Source organism: Bradyrhizobium sp. HKCCYLS3077 (assembly GCF_051167555.1).
Classification (GTDB): domain Bacteria; phylum Pseudomonadota; class Alphaproteobacteria; order Rhizobiales; family Xanthobacteraceae; genus Bradyrhizobium.
Genome location: NZ_JBNPTH010000012.1, coordinates 167949 through 189880 on the forward strand (window position 1 = coordinate 167949; position 21932 = coordinate 189880).

20 protein-coding genes are annotated in these 21932 nt (G+C 65.8%); 10 read left to right on the forward strand and 10 right to left on the reverse strand.

The genetic code is table 11. From position 1 onward, the window contains the following. Window positions 1-32: 32 nt before the first annotated feature. From ACQR0Z_RS34100 to ACQR0Z_RS34120, 5 genes are all read left to right on the forward strand, one after another. The gene (locus tag ACQR0Z_RS34100; protein ID WP_434921554.1) at window positions 33-311 is read left to right on the forward strand and encodes a hypothetical protein; all 279 of its coding nucleotides are present in this window, start codon (window positions 33-35) and stop codon (window positions 309-311) included. 9 nt (window positions 312-320) lie between these two features. Then, entirely contained in the window at window positions 321-1733 is a 1413-nt protein-coding gene (locus ACQR0Z_RS34105) for a TolC family protein (RefSeq protein ID WP_434921555.1), read from the forward strand. 13 nt (window positions 1734-1746) lie between these two features. After that, window positions 1747-3081 (forward strand): multicopper oxidase family protein, encoded by a 1335-nt coding sequence (locus ACQR0Z_RS34110; RefSeq protein ID WP_434921556.1) that lies wholly within the window; start codon window positions 1747-1749, stop codon window positions 3079-3081. 45 nt (window positions 3082-3126) lie between these two features. Continuing rightward, window positions 3127-3582, forward strand: coding sequence for a cupredoxin domain-containing protein (locus tag ACQR0Z_RS34115; protein ID WP_434921557.1), 456 nt, complete (start codon window positions 3127-3129; stop codon window positions 3580-3582). 161 nt (window positions 3583-3743) lie between these two features. Then, on the forward strand, window positions 3744-4037 hold the full coding sequence (locus tag ACQR0Z_RS34120; protein WP_434921558.1) for a copper-binding protein: 294 nt from the start codon (window positions 3744-3746) through the stop codon (window positions 4035-4037). A 260-nt stretch (window positions 4038-4297) separates the two neighbouring features. Here ACQR0Z_RS34120 and ACQR0Z_RS34125 read toward each other — a convergent pair whose 3' ends face one another. After that, a complete protein-coding gene (locus ACQR0Z_RS34125) occupies window positions 4298-6373 on the reverse strand; it encodes a methyl-accepting chemotaxis protein (protein WP_434921559.1) in 2076 nt (691 codons plus the stop codon). A 201-nt stretch (window positions 6374-6574) separates the two neighbouring features. On the opposite strand from ACQR0Z_RS34125, the gene ACQR0Z_RS34130 reads away from it, so the two are divergent. Together ACQR0Z_RS34130 and ACQR0Z_RS34135 are read left to right on the forward strand one after the other, a co-directional pair. Next, entirely contained in the window at window positions 6575-7114 is a 540-nt protein-coding gene (locus tag ACQR0Z_RS34130; protein ID WP_434860551.1) for a toxin-activating lysine-acyltransferase, read from the forward strand. Further along, entirely contained in the window at window positions 7111-7944 is an 834-nt protein-coding gene (locus ACQR0Z_RS34135; protein ID WP_434921560.1) for a DUF4261 domain-containing protein, read from the forward strand. The genes ACQR0Z_RS34130 and ACQR0Z_RS34135 overlap by 4 nt, the downstream gene beginning before the upstream one ends. Before the next feature lie 247 nt (window positions 7945-8191). Here ACQR0Z_RS34135 and ACQR0Z_RS34140 read toward each other — a convergent pair whose 3' ends face one another. Then, window positions 8192-9475, reverse strand: coding sequence for a hypothetical protein (locus tag ACQR0Z_RS34140; protein ID WP_434860553.1), 1284 nt, complete (start codon window positions 9473-9475; stop codon window positions 8192-8194). Beyond that, the gene (locus ACQR0Z_RS34145; protein WP_434860554.1) at window positions 9472-10098 is read right to left on the reverse strand and encodes a DUF6915 family protein; all 627 of its coding nucleotides are present in this window, start codon (window positions 10096-10098) and stop codon (window positions 9472-9474) included. Before ACQR0Z_RS34145 ends, ACQR0Z_RS34140 begins: the two co-directional genes overlap by 4 nt. Before the next feature lie 958 nt (window positions 10099-11056). Between ACQR0Z_RS34145 and ACQR0Z_RS34150 the strand changes: the two genes are divergently transcribed. Together ACQR0Z_RS34150 and ACQR0Z_RS34155 are read left to right on the forward strand one after the other, a co-directional pair. Continuing rightward, a complete protein-coding gene (locus ACQR0Z_RS34150) occupies window positions 11057-13291 on the forward strand; it encodes a tetratricopeptide repeat protein (protein ID WP_434921561.1) in 2235 nt (744 codons plus the stop codon). Between the two features lie 458 nt (window positions 13292-13749). Beyond that, the gene (locus ACQR0Z_RS34155) at window positions 13750-14922 is read left to right on the forward strand and encodes a TAXI family TRAP transporter solute-binding subunit (RefSeq protein ID WP_434921562.1); all 1173 of its coding nucleotides are present in this window, start codon (window positions 13750-13752) and stop codon (window positions 14920-14922) included. A 9-nt stretch (window positions 14923-14931) separates the two neighbouring features. On the opposite strand, the gene maiA is transcribed toward ACQR0Z_RS34155, so the two are convergent. The 4 genes from maiA to ACQR0Z_RS34175 all read right to left on the reverse strand — a co-directional run bounded on the left by maiA (window position 14932) and on the right by ACQR0Z_RS34175 (window position 17448). Beyond that, window positions 14932-15603: a maleylacetoacetate isomerase gene (gene maiA / locus ACQR0Z_RS34160; RefSeq protein ID WP_434921563.1), complete on the reverse strand. Its 672-nt coding sequence runs from the start codon at window positions 15601-15603 to the stop codon at window positions 14932-14934. Window positions 15604-15712: 109 nt separating this feature from the next. Continuing rightward, window positions 15713-16219, reverse strand: a complete 507-nt coding sequence (locus ACQR0Z_RS34165; protein WP_434921564.1) for a cytochrome family protein — start codon at window positions 16217-16219, stop codon at window positions 15713-15715. Window positions 16220-16440: 221 nt separating this feature from the next. Next, window positions 16441-17031: a hypothetical protein gene (locus ACQR0Z_RS34170; RefSeq protein ID WP_434921565.1), complete on the reverse strand. Its 591-nt coding sequence runs from the start codon at window positions 17029-17031 to the stop codon at window positions 16441-16443. Between the two features lie 69 nt (window positions 17032-17100). Beyond that, window positions 17101-17448, reverse strand: a complete 348-nt coding sequence (locus ACQR0Z_RS34175; RefSeq protein ID WP_434921566.1) for a MerR family transcriptional regulator — start codon at window positions 17446-17448, stop codon at window positions 17101-17103. An 86-nt stretch (window positions 17449-17534) separates the two neighbouring features. Between ACQR0Z_RS34175 and ACQR0Z_RS34180 the strand changes: the two genes are divergently transcribed. Next, window positions 17535-18545, forward strand: a complete 1011-nt coding sequence (locus ACQR0Z_RS34180) for a zinc-dependent alcohol dehydrogenase family protein (RefSeq protein WP_434921567.1) — start codon at window positions 17535-17537, stop codon at window positions 18543-18545. Between the two features lie 82 nt (window positions 18546-18627). Here the strand turns inward: ACQR0Z_RS34180 and ACQR0Z_RS34185 are convergent, their stop codons facing one another. The 3 genes from ACQR0Z_RS34185 to ACQR0Z_RS34195 form a co-directional block, all read right to left on the reverse strand. After that, on the reverse strand, window positions 18628-19554 hold the full coding sequence (locus ACQR0Z_RS34185; protein WP_434921568.1) for an alpha/beta fold hydrolase: 927 nt from the start codon (window positions 19552-19554) through the stop codon (window positions 18628-18630). Window positions 19555-19717: 163 nt separating this feature from the next. Next, window positions 19718-20104 (reverse strand): hypothetical protein, encoded by a 387-nt coding sequence (locus ACQR0Z_RS34190; protein WP_434921569.1) that lies wholly within the window; start codon window positions 20102-20104, stop codon window positions 19718-19720. A 389-nt stretch (window positions 20105-20493) separates the two neighbouring features. Then, window positions 20494-20877 carry a hypothetical protein gene (locus ACQR0Z_RS34195; protein WP_434921570.1) on the reverse strand — a complete coding sequence of 128 codons (384 nt, stop codon included), beginning with the start codon at window positions 20875-20877 and terminating at the stop codon, window positions 20494-20496. Window positions 20878-21932: the final 1055 nt, after the last annotated feature.

Sequence of the window (21932 nt, forward strand, 5' to 3'; positions counted from 1 at the left end):
TTGCTTGTCATCGACAGACTGAAGGACACATCATGTTGTCGCATCCCAAGGCGACGCCCGCAGCCGCACGTCCGGCGCGGCGCAGCCTGCCGTTCCCATGTCTCCCGATCGCTGTGACACTGGTCGCCGCGACGGCACTCGCCGCCTGCCAGCCGCGCACAGTTGCGCTGTCGGGGGCAGACCCCGCCGATCCCTCAGCGCGCGTGGCGCCGGTGCGGACCTCGGCCGTGGTCGCGCCCTACACGCCGCTGCGGCCTGCTGCACCGACACGTTGGGGCCAGCGCGACCCGCGCTCCGAGCCGAGCCGTTAGGAGCGCCCGATGCAGTGGATCAAACGGCTCATGGCCCTGGGCCTGGCCGCGACGGCACTCGCCGGCTGCGCCTCGTTCTCGCCCGACGGCGGCATGGGCGTCGTCGCCGACATCACCGGGCGCACGACAGCCAAGGAGGTCACCTCGGTGCGAACCGAGGACGACGCCGCGCGCGTCCGCGATGCCACGCGGAAACTGCTGGCGCGGCCGCTGTCGGCCGATGCCGCGGTGCAGGTCGCGCTGTTCAACAACAAGGGCCTGCAGGCCGCCTTCCATCAACTCGCGCTGAGCGAGGCCGATGCGGTCGAGGCCAGCCTGCCGCCCAACCCGACGTTCTCGCTGATGCGCATCAGCGGCGACGGTGCGTTCGAGGCCGAGCGCCAGGTCGCCGGCGATATCCTGGCGCTTGCCACCCTGCCGCTGCGCTCGGAGATCGCGCGCGAGCGCTTCCATCAGGCGCAGCTCAGGGCGGCGCTGGCGACGCTGCGGCTCGCCGCCGAGGTCCGCCGCGCCTACGTGCGCGTCGTCGCCACCAACGAGCTGGTGGCGCTCCTCGTGGAAGCGCAATCCGCCGCGGAAGCCACCGCAAAATTGGCCGCCAAGCTCGGCGAGACCGGCGCGCTGAACCGGCTCGACCAGGCGCGCGAGCAGGTGTTCTACGCCGAGACCACGGCCGAGCTCGCGACCGCCCGCCGTGCCGCGGGCAGCGCGCGCGAGCGGCTGATCCGGCTGATGGGATTGTGGGGCGACGATCTCGACTTCCGCCTGCCCAACAAGCTGCCCGCGCTGCCGCGCAAGCCGCTGACCGAGCCGTTCGTCGAGCGCGACGCGGTGGCGCATCGCATCGACCTGCAGATCGCGCGGCTCGAGCTCACGGCGCTCGCGATCTCGCTGCGGCTCAGCGACGCCACGCGGTTCGTGACCTTGCTCGACCTCGCCGGCCTCGAGCGCAAGACGGGAGAGCCTGACGGCCGCGTCATTCGCGAGCGTGGCTACGATGTGCAATTCCAGATCCCGATCTTCGACGGCGGCGAGGTGCGCGTGCGGCAGGCGATGGAGACCTACAACATCGCCTTCAACCGCCTGACCGAGCGCGCCGTCACGGTCCGCTCGGAAGCACGCGACGCCTATCGCAGCTATCGCGCCGCATTCGACATCGCCGGCCACTACGCCCGCGAAGTGCTGCCGCTGCGGAACATCATCAGTGAAGAGATGCAGCTGCGCTATTCGAGCATGCAGGTCGACATCTTCGCGCTGCTGCTCGAGGCGCGGCAGCGCCTGGCCTCACGCCGCGCCGCGATCGACGCGGTCAGGGACTTCTTCCTCGCCGAGGCCGAACTGTCAGCCGTCAACGGCGGCGTGGCGGCGGCCGAGGATGGCACGCAACAGACCGCGAGTTCGCTCGCGCCGAGCAACGACTGACAGGAGAGCCCACATGTTGTCACGCCGAACCCTGCTCGGCTCCGCGGCGCTGGCCGGCGCCTCCGCCGTGTCAGGCCGCGTCCAGGCCGCCGCGATCCCCGAAGCGCCGACCATGGAGAAGGCCGTGATGCAGCCGCCGCTGCGTCCCACGGCGGGACCGGACTATCAGCCCGTGGTCACGCTCAATGGCTGGTCGCTGCCGTTCCGCATGAACGGCGATTGGAAGGAATTCCATCTCGTTGCCGAACCGGTCACGCGCGAGTTCGCGCCCGGCATGACGACGCATCTCTGGGGCTATAACGGCCAGTCGCCAGGCCCCACCATCGAGGCCGTCGAGGGCGACAAGCTCCGGATCTTCGTCACCAACAAGCTGCCGGAATACACCACCGTGCATTGGCATGGCGTGATCCTGCCCTGCGGCATGGACGGCGTCGGCGGCCTGACCCAGCCGCACATCAAGCCCGGCAAGACCTTCGTCTACGAGTTCGAGATGAAGCATGCCGGCACCTTCATGTATCACCCGCATGCCGACGAGATGGTGCAGATGGCGATGGGCATGATGGGCATGATCGTCGTGCATCCGCGCGGAGCCCAGCCGCCGCCCGTCGACCGGGACTTCGTGTTCGTGATGTCGACCTATCGCATCGAGCCCGGCAGCTACATGCCGAAGGTCAACGAGATGACCGACTTCAACATGTGGACCTGGAACGCGCGGGTGTTTCCCGGCATCGACCCGCTGCCGGTGCGGCTCGGCGACAAGGTGCGCATCCGCATCGGCAACCTCACCATGACCAACCATCCGATCCATCTGCACGGCCACAAGTTCAAGGTGACCGGCACCGATGGCGGCTGGCTTCCGGAAGCGGCGCAATTTCCGGAGACCACCACCGACGTGCCGGTCGGCGCGGTGCGCGTGCTCGACTTCGTCGCCGACAACCCCGGCGACTGGGCGTTTCACTGCCACAAGTCGCACCACACGATGAATGCGATGGGCCACGACATGCGCAACCTGATCGGCGTGTCGCGCAAGGAGCTGGCCGCCGCCGTCGGCAAGCTCGCACCTGAGGGCATGGTGATGGGCCACACCGGCATGGCGATGGGCACCATGGAGATGCCGGCGCCCGACAACACCTTGCCGATGATGACCGGCAACGGCCAGTTCGGCCCGATCGAGATGGGCGGCATGTTCACCACGGTGAAGGTGCGCGAGGGGCTGGCGCGCGACGACTATCGCGATCCCGGCCCTTATCAGTTTCCGCAAGGCACTGTCGCCTACGAAGTCGCGAGCGCGCCGGAGGCCGTGCGGCGGAGCGACAGTGCGAAAACACGGACGCGCGCGCAGCGCTGAGGCTGCGATCAACCGCGACACACAGACGACAATCAGGAGCTCTGGATGAAGATTGCGATTTCACTGGCCATGGCCGCCACCGCGCTGCTCGTCGTAGCGGCGCATGGGCATGAGCAGCACGGCACGCCCGCCTACTCCGCAGGCGAGCCCGGCGATCCCAAGCAGCCGTCGCGCACCATCGAGGTGCTGCTCAGCGAAATGGAGTTCACGCCGGCGCGCATCGAGGTCAAGCGCGGCGAGCAGATCCGCTTCGTGCTGCGCAACACCGGCAAGGAGGATCACGAATTCCTGCTCGCCACGAGACGCGAGAACCTGAAGCATGCCGCCGTCATGAAGAAGCATCCGCACATGGAGCACGACGAGCCGAACGGCGCGCGTCTCGCCCCGGGCAAGACCGCCGAACTGCTGTGGCGGTTCAGCAAACGCGGCACGTTCGAATACTCCTGCCTGATCCCCGACCATCGCGAATTCGGCATGACCGGCCATGTCACCGTCAAGTAACGCAGCCCGCATGAGCGCAGCGCTTCAACCACGCCCACGAGCCCGTAGGGCGCATGAGCGTGAGCGTCATCCGCCGCCACCCCCGCGCTTGGCGACATGGCGGATGACGCTGCGCTCATCCGCTTTACGCACCGTTTCAACCAACGAGAAGGAACCACATCATGAGAGCTTATCGTCACCTCACGACCGCTGCGCTGCTTGTTGCTCTCATCACTCCCGCCATTGCGGCCGACGCGATCAGCGGTGACGTCAAGAAGATCGACGAGGCGAATGGCAAGATCACGCTGCATCACGGCCCGGCCAAGAGCCTCGGCATGGACGAGGCCATGACCATGGTCTACCGCGTCAAGGACGCCGCCATGCTGAAAGGCTTGAAGACCGGCGACAAGGTGAAGTTCGAAGCGCAGGAGGACGCGTCGGGCTACACGGTGACGAAGATCGAGAAGGGGAAGTAGTAGCTGGCTGGCCCTACTCTCTCCGCCCGTCATTCCGGGGCGCGCGGTAGCGCGAGCCCGGAATCCATAACCACGACTGTCAGTCGCTGCGCGAGCTGAAGGCCACAACGATCTTCGCGTTCATGCTGGCCTATGGCTATGGATTCCGGGCTCATTCACGGGCGCTGAAGCGCCCGCGAATGCCCCGGAATGACGTGGAGATGGAGTCGTCCCGGAACTGACTGGGCGCAGTAGCCGTGCGTCTTCGCCGCGCGCCGGCCTCACGCCGCCCGCACCGAGTTCAGGAAGCGCGCGACCTCCTGCTTGAGGCGGCTGCTCTGGCCGCCCAGCGACTTGGCGGCGGCGAGCACGTTGGAGGAGGCCGAGCCGGTCTCGTTGGCGCCCTGGCGCACGCTGGAGATGTTGGCGGAGACTTCCTCGGTGCCGTGCGCGGCCTGCTGCACGTTGCGCGAGATCTCGCGCGTCGCCGAGCTCTGCTCCTCGACGGCGGAGGCGATCGCCGCGGCGATCTCCGACATGCGGGCGATGGTCTCGCCGATCTCCTTGATCGCGCCGACCGACTCCTGGGTCGCGCCCTGGATGCTGCCGATCTGCTGGCCGATCTCGCCGGTCGCCTTCGCGGTCTGCTCCGCCAGCGCCTTGACCTCGGAAGCGACGACGGCGAAGCCGCGGCCCGCCTCGCCGGCGCGCGCCGCCTCGATCGTGGCGTTCAGCGCCAGCAGGTTGGTCTGGCCTGCGATCGCATTGATCAGCTCGACGACGTCGCCGATCCGCGCCGCCGCCTTGGCGAGTTCGCCGACGCGGTCGTTGGTCCGCCGCGCCTGCTCCATGGCGTCGCTCGCGATCTGCGCCGAGATCTTGACCTGGCGGCTGATCTCGTCGACCGAGGTCGTCATTTCCTCGGTCGCCGCCGCCACCGAATGCACGTTGGTCGAGGCCTCCTCGGACGCGCCGGCCACCACCGTGGCAAGCTCCAGCGAGCGTCCGGCGGTCGTGGTCAGCGCGTCGGCCGCATGTTCGAGATCGGTCGTGGCCGAGGCGACCACCTCGATCACCTCGCCGATCGCAGCCTCGAACTCGCGGGTGAAGGTCTCGACACGCTGGCCGCGCTCGATCTTGGCCTGAGCTTCGGCATTGGCCGCGCGCTCGGCGGCCTTCTTCTCCAGCAGCGCCTCCTTGAAGGTCTGCAGCGAGGCGGCCATCGCGCTGATCTCGTCGTCGTGGCGGCTCGTGGGAATGGCGATGTCGTCATGGCCTGTCGCCATCTCGCCGATCACCCCGGTGAGCGCGATGACCGGCGCGATGACCCGGCGGCGCAGCAGCAGCGTGACGCCGACCAGCAGCGCGAGCAGCACGGCGACCACGACGCAGCCGATGATCAGCATCAGCCGCGCGCTGTCGCGCGCCGCGGTGGCGCGATCGCGGGCCTCGGCAATGGTCGCGTCGCGCAGCACGAAGAACTTCTCGATCGCCGGCACCACCGTCTCGGCCAGCTGGTCGGCATTGATCGTGTAGTTGGCGTCGCCCAGGCCGGTGGCGATCTCGCGGTCGACGACCGGATTGGCGCGGCCGAAATAGGCGTCGTTGGCCTCCTTCAGCGCGGTCGCGAGCCGCGGCGGATTGCCGAGCTGCTGGACGCCGGATTGCAGGCGGTCGCGATTGCTCTCGATGCGGCCGAGGCCGCGATCCATCGTGGCCTTCTCAGGGAGCGTCACCTGCCGGCGCGCACTGATCGCGGGCGACAGCGCGGCCGCACGGCCGCCCGCGGCGATGCGCAGATCCTGCGCCGTCCGCGCAACGCTCAACAAGGGTGTCAACGAGGCGTCGTTGGCGGCGACGCGGTCGGCGAGACCGTCCAGGATCGGATCGATCATCGCGGCCACCTGGGTGACGCCCGGCAGGAATCCCTTCACCGCGTTCTGGTCGCGACCGCTCAGCGGGCGCGTCAGGATCGGATCGGTCGCGGCGCGGATGTCGTTGAGCTTGGATCCGGCCTGCGCGAAACTGTCGGTGATGGATCTGGACTCGGCGAGCTCGCCGAGCGCGGCCTTCGCCTTCTCGAAGCTCGTATCCCCCAATTGCCTGATCTTCGCGATGGCGGCGAGCTGCGGCTCGGTGGCGGGCGCTTCCTGGAACAGCGGCGTGATGTAGGGCGCGCGGTGCCCGACCACATGCTGGCCGTAACTCAGCACGGCGCCGAACGCCTCGACCGACCGGATCGCCTCGTTGCGATCGACATAGGTCCGATATTGCCCGAACACGTTCTGCGCGGCGGGCACGAGCGCCAGGGCTGTCACCGACAGCATCGAGACCGCAAACAATCGACCGATCTTCATCGCAGAGGCGTCCATCCATGTTTTGATTTTGACTGAATGTGCACGACGCTCCCTAAGCCTTGCTTAAGTGGAACCGCTCCCGTAATTTTACGGGGGAGCGCCCCGCGGCGCCCGATCATGATCCGCACTTCGACGACCTCGTACGCATTTCAACCCCGTCTCGCCAGATCGCCCTGCGAGGGCGTCTGAGAAAAGGTGCGAATGACTGCCGAAGACGCCCCATTTGTCAGCATCGAAATTCTTTCGTCGTTTACCAGCGCCGAGACGGAGGAGCACAGACGTCAGGAGCTGCTGTTTGGACCGGCGTTTGCGAAGATCGTGGCTCTCATGATGCATTGTGCGTCCCACATGCACCTGCCCTTGGGCGATCTGCCATTGCTCATCGTGACCCCGTTGTTGGCGGGGCAGGTCGCGCTCGTCCAGGCGATGCGCGAGGACGAGAGCGCTCCATCGCCTTACGGCGTAGCCCTTTGGGCGAAGGTGTCTGCAGACGTCGATCGCCGGCTTTCCGAGGACAAGACCGGCTCGTTACGCCTGGCTCCGGACGAGTGGCAATCGGGTGATATCCTCTGGATCATCGATGTGTTCGGTTACCCGCAAATCGTGCCGCCTTTCCTCGAGGAATTCGTCGCCACGCACTTCCCGGGTCAACATCCGAAAATGCGGGTAATCGGCAAACAAGGCGTGGCGCGGGTGCTGTTCGTCGGGCTGGACGACATCGAGATGGAGCCGCCGTCGTGAGCGAATCCGGACATGCATGGGTCCAGCCGCAATTCACGGCAACGCTGATACTCGAACGTCACGTGACGCTCTCGTTCCGCCAATTGCAGGACGAGATAAAACGTCTTGCGCCCGACCAGGATCTCGGAGACTGGACTGGTCCGATTGCCGATCCCGGCGCCGACCTCGGCGTCGAGATGCTGACCCTCGGCGACGAGAAACTGTCGGTTCTCGTCGTCGATGCTCCCGCACCAGCGGCGATTTTGCGGCCGGGCCCGTTCCCGACCTTTCTATGGCCGAATGCCGAACAAGAGGCGGAGCACCACAAGGCTCATATCATCGTTCTCGGTCTGGAAAACCCGATCGATCGGACGGCTGCGCTGGCAAAGGCGCGCGCCGTGACGCTCGTGACGGTCGCCATCGCGCGGCTCGTGCCCGCCCTTGGCGTGAGTTGGGCCGACAGCGCCAATCTGGTGCGTGCGGCCGGTCTACTCAAGATGACCGAGACTATCGGACGTCCCGGCGCCAATGCGGTCCCGTTCTGGGTCCGCATCATGCTGGCAAACGGCGAGTCCGGGCCGCGGGGCGAAGCGACCCTGAAGGCGGGGACGACGGGATTGCGGATCTTCGGATTGCGGGAGTTGGAATATGCAGCAACCCCGCTCGAACCGGGCGACCTCGTTCAACAGGCCTGGTCGACCGCGGAGTATCTTCTGACATCCGGAAAACGTCTGGCCGACGGAGAAACCATCGGCGTCGAGGGACAGACGAGATTTTGCATCTCGCATGCCGATACGGGCGAGTTCGTCGCATTCCCAATCGCCCGCCTGACGGCAACAAACGACGTGTGAAAACCCGGTTCGCGCCGGTCCCAGTTAGCTTGAGGACAAGCTCGACAGGACACCTGGCTTCTCGCGACAAAGTCACGGCCTTGAGCGAATGGCATTCGATCCCGCCGTCGCGGACCCGCCTGGGGACCGGGCAGGTCGCCGTGCCGCCTTGCTTGATGCGAGGCGGGCATGTCGGCTTTGGGAGAGCATGGAGATAGACGTCCGAGCCGCCAACGATGCCCCCTGCCCGCTTTGCGCAAGGGCGACGCTAAGATGAATAGATGTGATTCAACTCGGGATAATCGAAGGGTATTTCATCGCCGCCGAGCGTTTCGATCCACTCGGCAAGAGCAACGAACTGGACAATTCGGCCCGACGATCCTGCAGCCTCCGATGTCTGAGCCCCCGACGTCTCAGCCTCCGATGTCCCAATCGGCTCGGCTTCTCCCACCCTGGCGCCTCCTGGTGAGCCGCACTCTGCAAAGCGCCAATCGAGCCGGGGCGCAACGCCGACCAGCGATGGCAGGCCGCTGTCCGGATCGACGCGATAGACAGGCCCCCCATTGTCCATCGAACGTGATAGTGCGATCAGATGGCCGCGCTCGTCGGACGACAGGATGAGCGTGTCCGGAGCTGCGCTCTCGCTGCCCAGATATTCGGAAAGCTTCGCACGAACCCCGCCTTTCAACACCTCCTGCAATAAACCCATGGCTTCGTGAAGCTGGCGTGGCGCGTTCGCAAGAGACTTTGCCGAGCTCTCGAAATAGACGCCGTTTTCCCAGAGCCATCCGTCGACGAAAGCTGCGAGCCAGTTTTCATCGCCGCAGGCGTCGTTGAACCGATGCGGACTCGTCGCAATCGCGACGGCCTTGCCGAGGCGGGACAGGCGCTCGAAGAGCAGTTTCAGGAGATCGCCCAGGCGCTCACGGGCCTCGTCCGCCGGCATGAGCGGCGTCTGGTACCACCACCTCACATGCCGCGCCACATCGGCGGGACTCCGCAGGTTTGGAACGTAAGACATAGGGATTGGGGAAAAAACGGGTGGATCGAGTTGACCTGGCCAAGCGTCGAACCAGACCTTGGGTACGTCCGTGGCAGGCTCCAGGCCCGCGTCATTCACGATGAAATAAGCTTGCTGCTTTGAGGACGCGCTCCTGACACCGAAATAACAGGACTGATTGCCGATCAGCAGGAACATTTCTGCGTCCGCCTGCGCTGACTGATCTGTCGACGGCTTGTCCGGCCGCAACAGGCTCGCACTCAGCCGATCCCATCCGGCCTTTCTCAGCGCAATCGCCTGCTGTTCGAACGAAGCCTGGTACTTCGGGGCGATCGGTTCCTTGCGGCCGCCGATTTCGTAGGCTCCGGTGGACCAGGCCCGCGAACCGAATTGCAGGCGGAACATGCCAAATTGCGACGCATGCGGAAGCGATGAGCGATATTGGTACCAGCCGATGATGACTGGCGTGATTGGACTCACGAGCCAGGGCTCCGCCGCCGCTCTCAGCAGCTTATGCAATTCAATTCTGTCCGCGCTCGGCAGCTCTGTCATTTGGGATATTGTCCAGAGAACGGGACCAATATGTCGCCGAGGAGTGGAATGCGGCCGAAGTTGGCAGTGATGATTCCTTCCGCCACCCAGGAGGCGTCGAAGATGACGTCTTTTCGGCCCGGCGCATGGATGGCGCGCGGTGGTCCAAGCAAGCGACGCACCAGCGAGGGTCCAAAGTTGTTCATCAAGATGGCGCGTCCGAAATCTTCGTGTCCCTGCACGAACGGCGTTGCCGCGGTGAGGATTCCCAGCACCTGACGTACGAGCGTGTCGTCCAGCAAGCCCAGCTTGTCACATGCCTCGCTGATGACATCCTGGTCATCCGGTTCGCGCCATCGCACGCGAGACGGCCGTTGAGCCGTCGTCATCCAGTCGGCCAAAGTGGGGACTGATCCGAGGTCCTGGCGCACATGCTCGCGCACAATGTCCGCGCAATCGGCTCGTTCCGGAAAGGCCCGCTCCGTCAGTACGACGCCGAGATCGCTGTTGTGCAGCACGATCCGGTGCCGAAGATCGGGACACGCCGTCTTGGTCGAGTCGACGAACTCGTGGATCGACAGATCATCGAGCCAATCTGCGCCGCGCGGGCGCGCCGTCAATTCCGCATGCCGCCAGGGCTGCATGCTCGCTCCTTATGAGAGACAGCCAGACCGAGCATTCCTCGCTGGCGTCCGCTGTAACCGCTTCTCACCGTATCGGCGCCGAACCGACCGGGCAAGCTCCGCGGCGGGAGCCCATGGCCAGCATATGACGATCCTGCCGCAAGTGATCCTGTGGTCTCGGCTGAATTCGACGGCATCGCCGGCCATGCGGGTGGAAAGCTGGAAAATGTTCTCCGCGACAGCGCCAGATTCATCTTTCTTTTTTCGGAAATCATGTACATCTCTTCCCGTCCTGCTTCCGCCGGAGGGGCGTGTCGCGACCGTCACGAGACGTGGGAGGTGGGATGCGATGGGCGCAGCGAATCGCAGCGTGGCTTCGTGCCGCGCGGACGAACGGTTCGTTGCGCACGGCGAAGTCGTGCGGTCCTGATACCCCGACGCTGGTATCAACGCGGCGCAGTGCCAACGCATTGCGCCGGGGATGGCGGCCAACAAGCCCGGCGCGCCAGGGAGACCACGTATAAGCCGTTCCAACCGTCGCGCGGGGAAGGCCGGGTGTTTCCGGCCAGACCTGTGGTGACTGCCGCCTGCTTTTGATGCTGCAGGCGGGCCATGGGCGCGGCCAGCGCCCGGCCTTCCCCGCGCCCTCCTTTCGAGGGCGAGACGTGAAGCACAGCTCGGGCGCCACGCGCCGCGAGATCCCGATGGCACGTCTGGTGACATCAGAGATCATCCCATGCCGCCGCGCCGTCCTCAGCTCCGCTTCTCCCGGCCCTGCGGGCCGCCCATTAACCATTTGCTAACCATGCGCGCGGCAAGATTTGCCGCGTCGCGCTGCGCGTGGCCGGTCGTCGGACAACCGATCCGAGGCGTCCTGGTCCGTGCGGCCACGGGCTCGACCGGCGGCCGCGGCGTGCTTTGCTCGTGCGTCGGCGGCACGCCGGAGCCAGCCGTCACTGTCAGCCCGGAGAATGAGCCCTTGAGCACCGTCGGTTCGCGCGCCTTCCAGAAGGCGCGGCAGGAAAAGAAGCAGAAGAAGCTCATCGAGACGCAGCTGACGGCCGCCTACACCGCCTACCGCGCCGGTCGCCATGCGGATACGCAGGCGGCGTGCGCCAAGCTGCTGCAGGAGGTGCCGGACTGCTTCGAAGGCATGCACCTGATGGGCATCTCGCTGGTGTCGTCCGCCCGGTTCGGCGAGGCGACGGTGTTCCTGAAGGAAGCCATCAAGCTCGGGCCCAATTCGGCGGATGCGCAGTCGAATCTCGGCTGGGCGCTGATCAATTGCCAGCTTTTCGAGGAGGCGCTCGCCCCGATCGAGCGATCGCTGGCGCTGCGGCCGAACGCGCCGATCACGCTGCGCAACCACGCCATCGCGCTGCTGCGGCTGAAGCAGGGCGAGGCCTCGATTGCGGCGGCGACCCGTGCGCTCGAGCTCAATCCCAACGACGCCGACTGCTGGTGCAACCGCGCCGTCGCCGAGCTGATGCTGCGGCGCTGGGATGCGTCCGCCGCCAGCGCCGAGCGCGCGCTGGCGCTCAATCCCAACCATTTCGAGGCGATGGTCAACAAGGGCCTCGCCCATCTCGAGCTGCACCATTACGAGGTGGCGGAGGCGGCCTTCAATGCGGCGCTCGCGGCGCAGCCGCGGCATGCCGAACTGCTGGCGCATCGCGGCCGGCTCTATATGGTCTCGGGCCGCACCGCGGAAGCCGAAGCCGATTTCGACCGTGCCGTCACGCTCGATCCGCAGCTGCAGGTCGGCTGGCAGGGCAAGGCGCAGATCTGCATGATCAAGGGCAACGTCGCCCAGGCGATCGCCGCCTGCAAGCGCGTGCTCGACACCAATCCGACCGCGCAGGTCGCCCTCACCCTGCTCGGCGCCTGCCGCGGCCGGCTCGGCGATGTCGAAGGCGCGATCGCGCAGTTCGACCAGGCGCTCGCGGTGCAGCCCGATTACGACGAGGCGATCACCAAGAAGATCTTCTATCTCGACTTCCTGCCCGGCGCCGATTTCGCGGTCCAGCAGATGGCGCGGCAATATTGGTGGATGGCGGTCGGATCGAAATTCAAGCGCCGCACGCTTGCGCCGCGCGCGCTCGATCCCGACCGGCGCATCGTCGTCGGCTACGTCTCGGCCGACTTCCGCACGCATTCGGCGGCGTTCGCCTTCCTGCCGGTGCTGCGCGGCCACGACAAGACGCAGGTCCAGGTCAACTGCTACTCGACCTCGCGGCAGCACGATGCCTACACCGCGACCTTCCAGTCGATTGCCGACGTCTGGGTGGACGCCGCGACCCTCTCCGACGACGAGCTCGCCGACCGCATCCAAGCCGACGGCGTCGACATCCTGGTCGATCTCTCCGGCTACACCACGGGCATGCGCATGCCGGTGTTCGCGCGCAAGCCGGCGCCGATCCAGGTGACCGCGTGGGGCAGCGGCACCGGCACCGGCCTCGCCACGATGGACTACTTCTTTGCCGATCCGGTCACGGTGCCTGCGAATGTGCGGCCGCTGTTCGCCGAGCACGTCTACGATCTGCCGTCGGTCATCACCATCGATCCGGTGCTGGACGTGCCGCCCGCGCCGCTGCCGATGCTGCGGAACGGCCATGTCACCTTCGGCGTCTACAACCGCATCGACAAGATCTCCGACGCGGCGATCGCGCTCTGGGCGCGGCTGCTGGCGGAAGTCACGGACGCGAAACTGGTGATCAAGCATCTGGCGCTCAACGATCCCACGGTGCGCGACGGCCTCATCGCCCGCTTCGTCGCCCAGGGCGTGCCGGACGCGCGCCTCGTGTGCCTCGGCGCCAGCGAGCGCGTCGAGCATCTCAAATCCTACGGGCACATCGACATCTCGCTCGATCCGTTCCCGCAGAACGGCGGCATCTCGACCTTCGAGTCGCTCTACATGGGCGTACCGGTCGTCGCCAAGCTCGGCACCGCCGCGGCGTCGCGCGCGGCCGGCGGCATCCTGACCGCGGCCGGGCTCGCTGACTGGGTCGCCGAGGATGATGACGGCTACATCCGCATCGCCAAGACCTTCGCCGCCCAGCCCGAGCTGTTGTCGAAGCTGCGCGCCGAACTGCCCGGCATGGTCGCGCGCTCGCCGGCCGGCGACGTCGCCCACTACACGCGCTGCGTCGAGGCCGGCTACCGACAGTTCTGGCGCGACTACTGCGCCGGCGCCGCCGCTCCGCGGCGCAGCTAGGCGCGTTGGCCTGCGGCAGCAACGGGTCGCGCGTCAGCTCGACCCGCTCAGCCGCAGCACGCGAATACCCGTGGCCACCGGGTTCCAGCGATGGAACTCATAAGTTCCAGGGCTCTCATCTCAGGCCGCTGCCGCGCCGTCCGCTCGGACGTGCGCCGCTGTCGAACTATCAGCGCCTCTCGCGACCACAACCCTAGGACGCGGTCATTTTGGCCGAGCGAGCTCCGACAGGCTCGTCATCGCGGCTCATCCACACGAAGACCTCGACGCAACTCCGCCGCAGCAAGGGCGAAAATACGGATGTGGCGTTTTGGTGGCGAATTGGCGCGCGCTTCGCGGCGCCGGGTCAACCAACCGGAGAGTAGTAGACGGCCAGCGACAGGCGCGCGCATAATCGCGCAGCAAATGAGCCGCAAATGATGGGTCACCAAGCGGCCGTAGGCGGGGGACATCAAGGTATGCGGGTTGCGTTGTTGAGTTGCGTCGTTGCGGCCGGAATGAGTCTGGCCGCGGGGGTTATGCCGGCTGCCGCGCAGACGGCGCGAGCCGCCAAGCCTACGGCGGCGACGGCCACCGCCGTCGGCGAAGGCGGCAAGCTGCAGGAGTCCAATGAGTGGACGGTCGGCATCGCCGGCGGCCTGCTCGAAGGCACCAACATCCGCTTCGCCGCGGAGATGGCCAAGGTGCTCGACGACCGGCCGAACCTGCGCGTGCTGCCGATGGTGACCTATGGCGCGCTCGGCAATATCGAGGATTTGCTGTATCTGCGCGGCGTCGACGTCACCATCACCTCGGCCGACGTGCTCGACGAATTCGTGCGCAACGGCACGCTCGCCAACATCAAGAACCGCATCCGCTACATCTGCTCGTTCTACATCAACGAGATGCACGTCTATGTCCGCCCCGAGATCAGGTCGCTCGAGGATCTCGCCGGCAAGAAGGTGTCGTTCAACACGGTCGGCAGCGCGGCGAACCTGACCGGCGGTATCGTGTTCGACCGGCTCAAGATCAATGTCGAAAAGGTGTTCATCAACAATTCGGTGGCGATGGAGAAGATGCGCAACGGCGAGCTCGCCGGCGTCGTCCACGTCACCGGCAAGCCGACCGACCTGTTCGCCAAGTTCAAGCCCGAGCCGGGCTTCCACTTCCTCCCCGTGCCGTTCGCGCGCAGCCTGCAGGACTACTACGTGCCGACCAAGCTGACCTCGCAGGACTATCCCAATCTGCTCAAGCCCGGCGAGACGGTCGAGACCATTGGCGTGCCGCAGGTGCTCGCGGTCTACAACTGGCCGGCGGAGACCGAGCGCTATCGCCGCGTCGCGCGCTTCGTCGACTATCTGTTCAAGCGCTTCGACCAGTTCAAGCAGCCGCCGTTCCATCCGAAGTGGAACGAGATCAGCCTGTCGTCGTCGCTGCCCGGCTGGACGCGCTTCCGCGCCGCGGAGGAGCTGCTCGCCAGCACGCGCCCGCCGGAGGCCGGCAACGTCGCCGTGAAGCAGCAGTTCGACGAGTGGATGAGCACGCGGGCGCCGACCGGCGGCAAGCGGCTGAGCGAGGACGAGACGAGGGTGCTGTTCGAGCAGTTCCGCGACTGGATGAAGCGCGACGGCAATCAGCCCACGCGGCAGTGACGGTGCGGGTTACGGCGTCGCAGGCTTGACGCGCGGCCCCTGCGGCGCACCCGGCTGCGCCAGAGGATGCGCGGCCGCAAAGGCCGGCATCGCCATCGCCGCCTCGAACACGCGCTGGACCGTCGGCGCCGACGCGAAATCGAGCCCCTGGTTGCGCGCGAACACGACGTGGCCGGCAAGGCAGATGTCGGCCACGGTCGGCGCGTCGCCATGGCAATAGCGGCCGGTCGCGGCGTGTCCAGCGAGCTGGGCCTCGAACGCCGCCAGCATCTCCGCCGCCCAGTGCCTGAGCCACGCCGCGCGGGCCGCATCGCCGACGTGCAGCACCTCGGTGAGATAGCGCTGCACCCGCGGCGTCGTCAGCGGATGCGCATCGCAGGCGATCATCGCCGCCAGCGCGCGGACGCGGGCGCGTCCCTTGGCATCGCCAGGCAGCAGCGCCGGGCCGGGACAGGCTTCGTCGAGATAGTCGAGGATCGCCAGCGATTGCGTGAGCACGGTGCCGTCGTCGAGCACCAGCGACGGCAGCGCCATCTGCGGATTGAGCGCCGCGTAGGCATCCTCGCGATGCTCCCGGCGGTCGATATCGACAGCAATCTGTTCGTAGACGACGCCCTTGATGTTGAGCGCGATGCGCACACGAAAACTCGCAAGCGACCGCCAGAACGAATAAAACTTCATGCCGCCCCCTCTCCGGCGTGATCATATCGCGGTGGTCAGGTCGATTTCCATGGTGAGCCGTGCCGCAGGCGCTTTATCGTGCGAAGCGCGGCGCTGCCGAGCCTACGGGTCACTCCGTGCCCGGCGAAAACTCCTGATCGGCAACGCTGGCGCCGTTCGGCACCTTGATGGCGACGACCGCGCGGTTGAGGGCCTGGTGGCAGGAATTGCAGCCTTCGGTGAGCGCCGCATAGGACTGATCGAAGCGGCCGATGTCCTTCTGCTTGATGGCTTGCGCCAATGCCTCGATCGGCTCCTGCGTCACCGCTGCGTTCATGTCGGCGAACGAGTTGCCGTCGACCAGCGGCTGCGCGCGACTGACGCGGTTGAACGCGCCCTTGAGATTACCGAGCTCATAGGCGCTGAACGCCCAGTTGCCGCTGTGCGCCGCGATCCACAGCCGGACGTGGCGCGGCTGGATGGTCGCGATCATCAGGTCGCTGACAGTCGGCACATAGGCTGGCTGCGGCGGCGCCTCTGCGCTGAGCCCCGGCGCCATTGCAAGCGAGGCAAGCCCGGCAAGGCCTGCGGCCGTCACTGTGAGCCGCACGCCTTGGCGAACCTTCCAGAAGGGCATCTTGCGTTCTCCGAATAAATTTAGAACGCTTCTAAAGAAGGGCCTTGCCCATTGCCAGTCAGTTTGCCTGATTGCAGCGATCAGAAATTCTTGATGGCGCAGGCCGCCAGCCCGCAGCATCCCGAACGCAGTGACGGTGGCCGATCAGCTGCGGTCACAGTGCAGGATACGATCTTCCCCTCGCAGGCTGATGGTACGCCATCGGAGCTCAACGGTTCAGTTCAATCGCGATCCTCGAGCTCCGCATCCGGCGCATCGTCCGGCAACAGCAGTTCCGCGTCGCGATCAAGATCGCCGATCAAGACCGGCTTTCCATCGCGGCCGAATTGAAACACGCTGTCGCTATCATCGGCATTGATGTCGCCGAAGATCTTTTCCACCGTGGCGAAATCCCGGTGCGGGGCGAAGCCATGGGCCTTTGAGCATGCGGAAAGATCGCGCAGCAACTTGCGCGCCTCGCTCGGAGCGATCGGGACCATCGTCCCGCCCGCATCCGCCATCCCCATATATTGCTCGATATACTCGCGCTCCATGGTCCTGAACATCACGTCCTTGACGCCCAGCGCGAAGCTGTCGAGCAGAAACACGGCCATCGTGTAGGGGGAGGTGTGGCCGCGCGCCAGGAGCAGCGTCCCCATGCCGACATCGAAAAGGCCTTCGTTGACGCAACAATGCTGGATCGGCGCCTGCGCCGCCTTTGCCACGCGGCCGGGCAAGCTGTTCTGAATCGCGTCCTCGCGTTTCGCCAGGGTTGCCAACTGCTTGCGCCGCTGCGCCTTCTTGGCCCGCTTTTGTGCCATGTTGACTGCCATGACCGTCCCTCCACTGCTCCGTCCGTCCGCGACAAGATAGCAGGAAAGGGGCGACGCCGTCTCCGGCGATCAGTTCACGCGCGAGATGAAGCCCGCGAGAATCGTCCGGCTCTGGCTGAGTGCCTCGATGCGTTGATCGAGAAGGCCGACCTGCTGCGCCAGTATCCTTCGCAAATTGTCGCAAGGTCTGAAGTCTGGACGGGTGTTCCGCACGCACGGAAGCAACTGCTTGATCGTCTCCAGCGTCATCCCGGCGGAGCCAAGCAGCTTGATCCGGCGCACGGCTTCCTCATCCTCCGGACCGTAGTCGCGATAACCGGACGACATTCGTTGCGGCGCAAGCAAGCCCTCGCCCTCATAGTAGCGCAGCATCCGAATGCTCACCCCCGTCCGTCGGGACAATTCGCCGATCTTCATCTGAAAACCTCTTGACCCTGACAGTGCTGTCAGACCTTACAGATCGTGCTCGCCCAAGTGGAGTCTCCCTTGTGCTGGGAGCAACGATGAAAGCCTATCATTTGAATGGCCACGCAGGTGCAGGGCGCCTGGTGCGCACCGACCTCGACAAACCCGAACCTGCCGGCGGCGAGGTTCGCATGCGGGTCGAGGCGGCAAGCCTCAACTACCGCGACCTGCTGATCCTCGACCGAGCGGGCCAAGGCGGGTTCGACGGCCGCGTTCCGCTGTCCGACGGCGCAGGAGTCGTCGATGCCGTCGGCCCCGACGTCGTTCGATGGCGCAGAGGTGACCGTGTCGCCGCATCTTTCTTTCGCGATTGGATCTCCGGACCGTTCAAGGCGAGCTACGTTCCGTCATCCCTCGGCGGCAGCACGATGGATGGCATGCTGGCAGAGTACGTGGTGCTGCCGGAGACGGCGCTGGTCGCCGTGCCGGCGCATCTCACATCGATCGAAGCCGCGACCCTGCCCTGTGCCGGCGTGACGGCCTGGCACGGCCTGATCGCGCGGGGAGGAATGGGCCAAGCCGCCACACTGCTGGTCCAGGGAACCGGCGGCGTCGCCCTGTTCGGCCTCCAGTTCGTGGCCGCACTCGGCGCCCGCGCCATCGTGATCTCGTCGTCGGACGAGAAGCTCGCCCGCGCCCGGGCGCTCGGCGCCTCGATCCTGATCAACTACCGCGACACGCCCGATTGGGATGCCGCCGTGATGAAGGTGACGGACGGCGAAGGCGCCAGTCATGTCCTCGAACTCGGCGGACCCGGCACCTACGACCGATCTCTGCGCTCGGTCGCATCCAGCGGCAAGATCGTTCAGATCGGCGTCTTGACGGGGTTCGGCCCGAAGCCCGACCTCGCCCGCCTGCAATGGGAGAATGCCGACATCATCGGCGTCACCGTGGGCTCGGTCGAACATTTCACGGCGATGAATCGCTTCCTGAGCGAACACGCGATCCATCCGATCGTCGATCGCGTCTACGACTTCGACGACGCTCCCGAGGCGTGTGTCCATCTCCGGTCCGGATCGCATTTTGGCAAGATTGTCGTGAGGCTGTAGGCCACGAGCGGATCGACGGGAGCGCCGCGCCGAGCTGGGGGCAGCGTTACCGTCGTGCCGTGCGGCGACGAGTCGATGAACGTCACTTCGTGCCCATCATCCTGCGCAGCCAGGCGTCGACGATCCCAGTGGCGGGATGGCTGGGATCGCCGAGTTCGCGGTTGATCTCCATGTGGCCGCGCAGGCCGGTGCCGCCGACGCCCGCAACTTCGGCTGGGGTCCCCGCCTGCGTCAGGGCCGCGCCGAGCGCCTCGGACTGCACCTTGCCGTCGGCGCGGTCGACGTGGAGGATCAGGAACGCGGGCGCATTCGGCTTGGCGGCCTGGAGCGTCGGCGACAGCGCGCGCTGACGCGCCGGGTCGGTGCCGAACGCCTGGATATAGGTGTCGAGCATGAAGCGGCCGCTGTCGGTGAGCTGGCGCGCCACGTCGTAGCAGGCGCCATCCAGCGCGATGATGCCGCTGACGTCGCGCAGCGACACCCCGGCTGCGGTGAAGTAGCGCGGATCGGTCCCGACCAGCGCGACGAGATGTGCACCGGCGCTGTGCCCCATCAGCACGATGCGCGACGGATCGATCCGAAGCCGCCCGGCATTGTTGCGCAGCCACGCGACGGCCGCGGCGACGTCCGCCGCCTGCTGCTCGACCGTCGCCGCCGGCACCAGCCGATAGTCGATCGAGGCAAACGCGTAGCCCTGCGCAAGCAGGTGCTCGACCTTCGCAGCTCCCGTCGCGTTACGCTTGTCGCCCCGCTTCCATCCGCCGCCATGCACGAACACAACCAGCGGCGCCGCCGCGCCTCCCCTCGCCTGCCAGAAATCGAGCTTCTGCAACGGATCGGTCCCGTAGGCATATTCGGTGGCCGGCGCACTTTGGCGCTCGGCCTCGCGCGCCGCCATGCGCGCCTGCAGCCGCTCCAGGAAGGGCCCGGCGCTGGCAGGCATCAGCGAAACGGGATGCACGAGCCCCAGGCTCGCGACTAACAGAACGGCAAGTGTCGAACGCAACATCGAGAGCTCCATCGTCGTCAGACGATAGCAGCACGTGTTGCTTAATGAAGGCCGCACGCAGCGTCGTTACAAAATGTCACGAACGATGACGTCCGCGAAACTACGGAACTGGACATTTGGAAAATAGACTACGGCGATCATTGACCTCCCATGGCCAATCCGTTCAATCCCGGAAACCTTCGGCCGGCTTGACCGGCACGACATCGTAGCTTCGGTAGAGTTCTTCGAGCGAACGCCAATCCGACAGCACCGTCCGGTACATCCATCGATAATAGCGCTTGTTGCGGGCGATCTCCTCTACACGGTCACGGTCGACAAACACGGAAGCCGCCTCGATCTCCAGCCAATTCACCAGCAAATGAAGATAGGTCGAATATTCATCGTTTGCTCCCTCCGGAACCCCGACGGGCGCCGCCGGATAGCGACGCTTCAGCTCGACGATCAGAGGCGCGCCGTCGTCAGCGACCTTCAATTTGGTGAGATACCAATGCATCTGCTCATGCAGATATTCGCACAAGATCGCGGCCGGATCGTAGAGCTCGGTGTTCAACGTCAACACTGGATGGCTGTGAGGGATCGACGTCGGCGAAACCCTCAGATGCCTCGTATATTCGAACGGACGGAGGTCGTGCTCCGCCTGCCACCGCTTGATGCATGCGATGATCTTTTCCGCTCGCGATTGCGCCAGGGACAGGTCGATCGAATATTTAAAGCCGTCCGTCATTGCATGCACTCATGGAGCTACCCTGTCCGCCGTTCTATCGTAGTGCGCGGCTGCGACAAGTCCGCATCGAGCATCACGGTCAGACGAGAGCCGCGGCGCAGCAGCCACGGTGCCGTCGATTGACAGGATCCGAGCGATCCGGCGCTCAGGATGGCTTTGGCTGCTTGCCCCTGCAGATGATCGACAGACCACCAGGCTGACCGCAGCCACCAACGTCAGGCTTGACCGAGCCCCTGCGGAAGACTGATCCAGATGACGGTCTGCTCTTCCGGAGAATGGACCGTCCTGTGTCCCTTGCCGTGCGTGTCCTCGAACAGGATGAAGCCTCCGGCCGGCACGTGCCTTCGGTCTCCGTCGCTGGTCTGGTACTCCGCCGATCCGCCGAGCCGCACGGTGAGCGAGCGCCGCGGCACGGTGTGCCAGTCGACCTGCCCTGCCCCAGCCGGAATACGTGTAAAGCTGATGTGTGTGCTCGCATATCTTGCGGACACGTCGAAGATGGCAGCCTCCGGGTGAACCTGCCGCGCGACGGTCGGAATGTCGACCTCATCGAAATGCGACTCGCCATCTTCGGTGGCGTAGACCCGTAGGCACTTCATCAAAGCCTCCGCTCCGGACCATCGGGACCATTTAGCAGAAACACCAGTGAACCGCGAATGGAGCGCACGCGGGCTTTCCTCCCCTCGGTGCCCGCAGCGCCAACTGCAAGGTCCGCGCGCCTGCCCGGAGTCAATTCTGATTGGCCGAATATTGTTCTTTTCTTTTTTCCGAAATCATGTATAACCCTCCCCGTCCTGCTTCCGCCGGAGGAGCGTGCCGCGACCGTCACGAGACGTGGGAGGTGGGATGCGATGGGCGCAGCGAATCGCAGCGTGGCCTCGAGCTGCGCGGACGAACGGTTCGTTGCGCACGGCGAAGTCGTGCGGTCCTGATACCCCGATGCTGGTATCAAGCAGGTGGCGGTGCTCGCGCATCACGCCGGTGATGGTGGCCAACAAGCCCGGCGCACCAGGGAGACCACGTATAAGCCGTTCCAACCGTCGCGCAGGGAAGGCCGGGTGTGTTCGGCCAGACCTGTGGTGACTGCCGCCTGCTTTTTTTACTGCAGGCGGGCCACGGGCGCGGCCAGCGCCCGGCCTTCCCTGCGCCTTCCTTTTGTTTCGAGGGCGAACCTGACGCACAACTCGGGCGCCATGCGCCGCGGGAGACGATGGCGCATGTCTGCGAGACGGAATAGCTCGTTGGCTGACAGGTTGCAGCGCCATCGGCCTCATGGTTCGAGACGCGCCGCAAGGGCGACGCTCCTCACCATGAGGAGATGGGCGGAGGCCGGAACTGCACATTGGTCATGCTCAGCGCCCTCGTCGGGAAGGACCAAGCGCCTGTTGAGGGTTTTCAAGCCCCGCGCTCCGGCACCTCCCCTCACCCTGAGGAGACCGCCGAAGGCGGTCGTCTCGAAGGGCGAGGCCCGGACCTCGGCCTCATGGTTCGAGACGCGTCGCAAGGGCGACGCTCCTCACCATGAGGAGACGGGCGGAGGCCGGAGCTGCACATTGGTCATGTTCAGCGCCCTCGTAGGGAAGGACCAAGCGCCTGTTGAGGGTTTTCAAGCCCCGCGCTCCGGCACCTCCCCTCACCCTGAGGAGACCGCCGA

What these genes read in the sequence shown, in the direction of transcription:
- ACQR0Z_RS34100 (WP_434921554.1), top strand. Translation starts at nt 33, where the DNA reads ATGTTGTCGCATCCCAAGGCGACGCCCGCAGCCGCACGTCCGGCGCGG.
- ACQR0Z_RS34105 (WP_434921555.1), top strand. Translation starts at nt 321, where the DNA reads ATGCAGTGGATCAAACGGCTCATGGCCCTGGGCCTGGCCGCGACGGCA.
- ACQR0Z_RS34110 (WP_434921556.1), top strand. Translation starts at nt 1,747, where the DNA reads ATGTTGTCACGCCGAACCCTGCTCGGCTCCGCGGCGCTGGCCGGCGCC.
- ACQR0Z_RS34115 (WP_434921557.1), top strand. Translation starts at nt 3,127, where the DNA reads ATGAAGATTGCGATTTCACTGGCCATGGCCGCCACCGCGCTGCTCGTC.
- ACQR0Z_RS34120 (WP_434921558.1), top strand. Translation starts at nt 3,744, where the DNA reads ATGAGAGCTTATCGTCACCTCACGACCGCTGCGCTGCTTGTTGCTCTC.
- ACQR0Z_RS34125 (WP_434921559.1), bottom strand. Translation starts at nt 6,373, where the DNA reads ATGAAGATCGGTCGATTGTTTGCGGTCTCGATGCTGTCGGTGACAGCC.
- ACQR0Z_RS34130 (WP_434860551.1), top strand. Translation starts at nt 6,575, where the DNA reads ATGACTGCCGAAGACGCCCCATTTGTCAGCATCGAAATTCTTTCGTCG.
- ACQR0Z_RS34140 (WP_434860553.1), bottom strand. Translation starts at nt 9,475, where the DNA reads ATGACAGAGCTGCCGAGCGCGGACAGAATTGAATTGCATAAGCTGCTG.
- ACQR0Z_RS34145 (WP_434860554.1), bottom strand. Translation starts at nt 10,098, where the DNA reads ATGCAGCCCTGGCGGCATGCGGAATTGACGGCGCGCCCGCGCGGCGCA.
- ACQR0Z_RS34155 (WP_434921562.1), top strand. Translation starts at nt 13,750, where the DNA reads ATGCGGGTTGCGTTGTTGAGTTGCGTCGTTGCGGCCGGAATGAGTCTG.
- maiA (WP_434921563.1), bottom strand. Translation starts at nt 15,603, where the DNA reads ATGAAGTTTTATTCGTTCTGGCGGTCGCTTGCGAGTTTTCGTGTGCGC.
- ACQR0Z_RS34165 (WP_434921564.1), bottom strand. Translation starts at nt 16,219, where the DNA reads ATGCCCTTCTGGAAGGTTCGCCAAGGCGTGCGGCTCACAGTGACGGCC.
- ACQR0Z_RS34170 (WP_434921565.1), bottom strand. Translation starts at nt 17,031, where the DNA reads ATGGCAGTCAACATGGCACAAAAGCGGGCCAAGAAGGCGCAGCGGCGC.
- ACQR0Z_RS34175 (WP_434921566.1), bottom strand. Translation starts at nt 17,448, where the DNA reads ATGAAGATCGGCGAATTGTCCCGACGGACGGGGGTGAGCATTCGGATG.
- ACQR0Z_RS34180 (WP_434921567.1), top strand. Translation starts at nt 17,535, where the DNA reads ATGAAAGCCTATCATTTGAATGGCCACGCAGGTGCAGGGCGCCTGGTG.
- ACQR0Z_RS34185 (WP_434921568.1), bottom strand. Translation starts at nt 19,554, where the DNA reads ATGTTGCGTTCGACACTTGCCGTTCTGTTAGTCGCGAGCCTGGGGCTC.
- ACQR0Z_RS34195 (WP_434921570.1), bottom strand. Translation starts at nt 20,877, where the DNA reads ATGAAGTGCCTACGGGTCTACGCCACCGAAGATGGCGAGTCGCATTTC.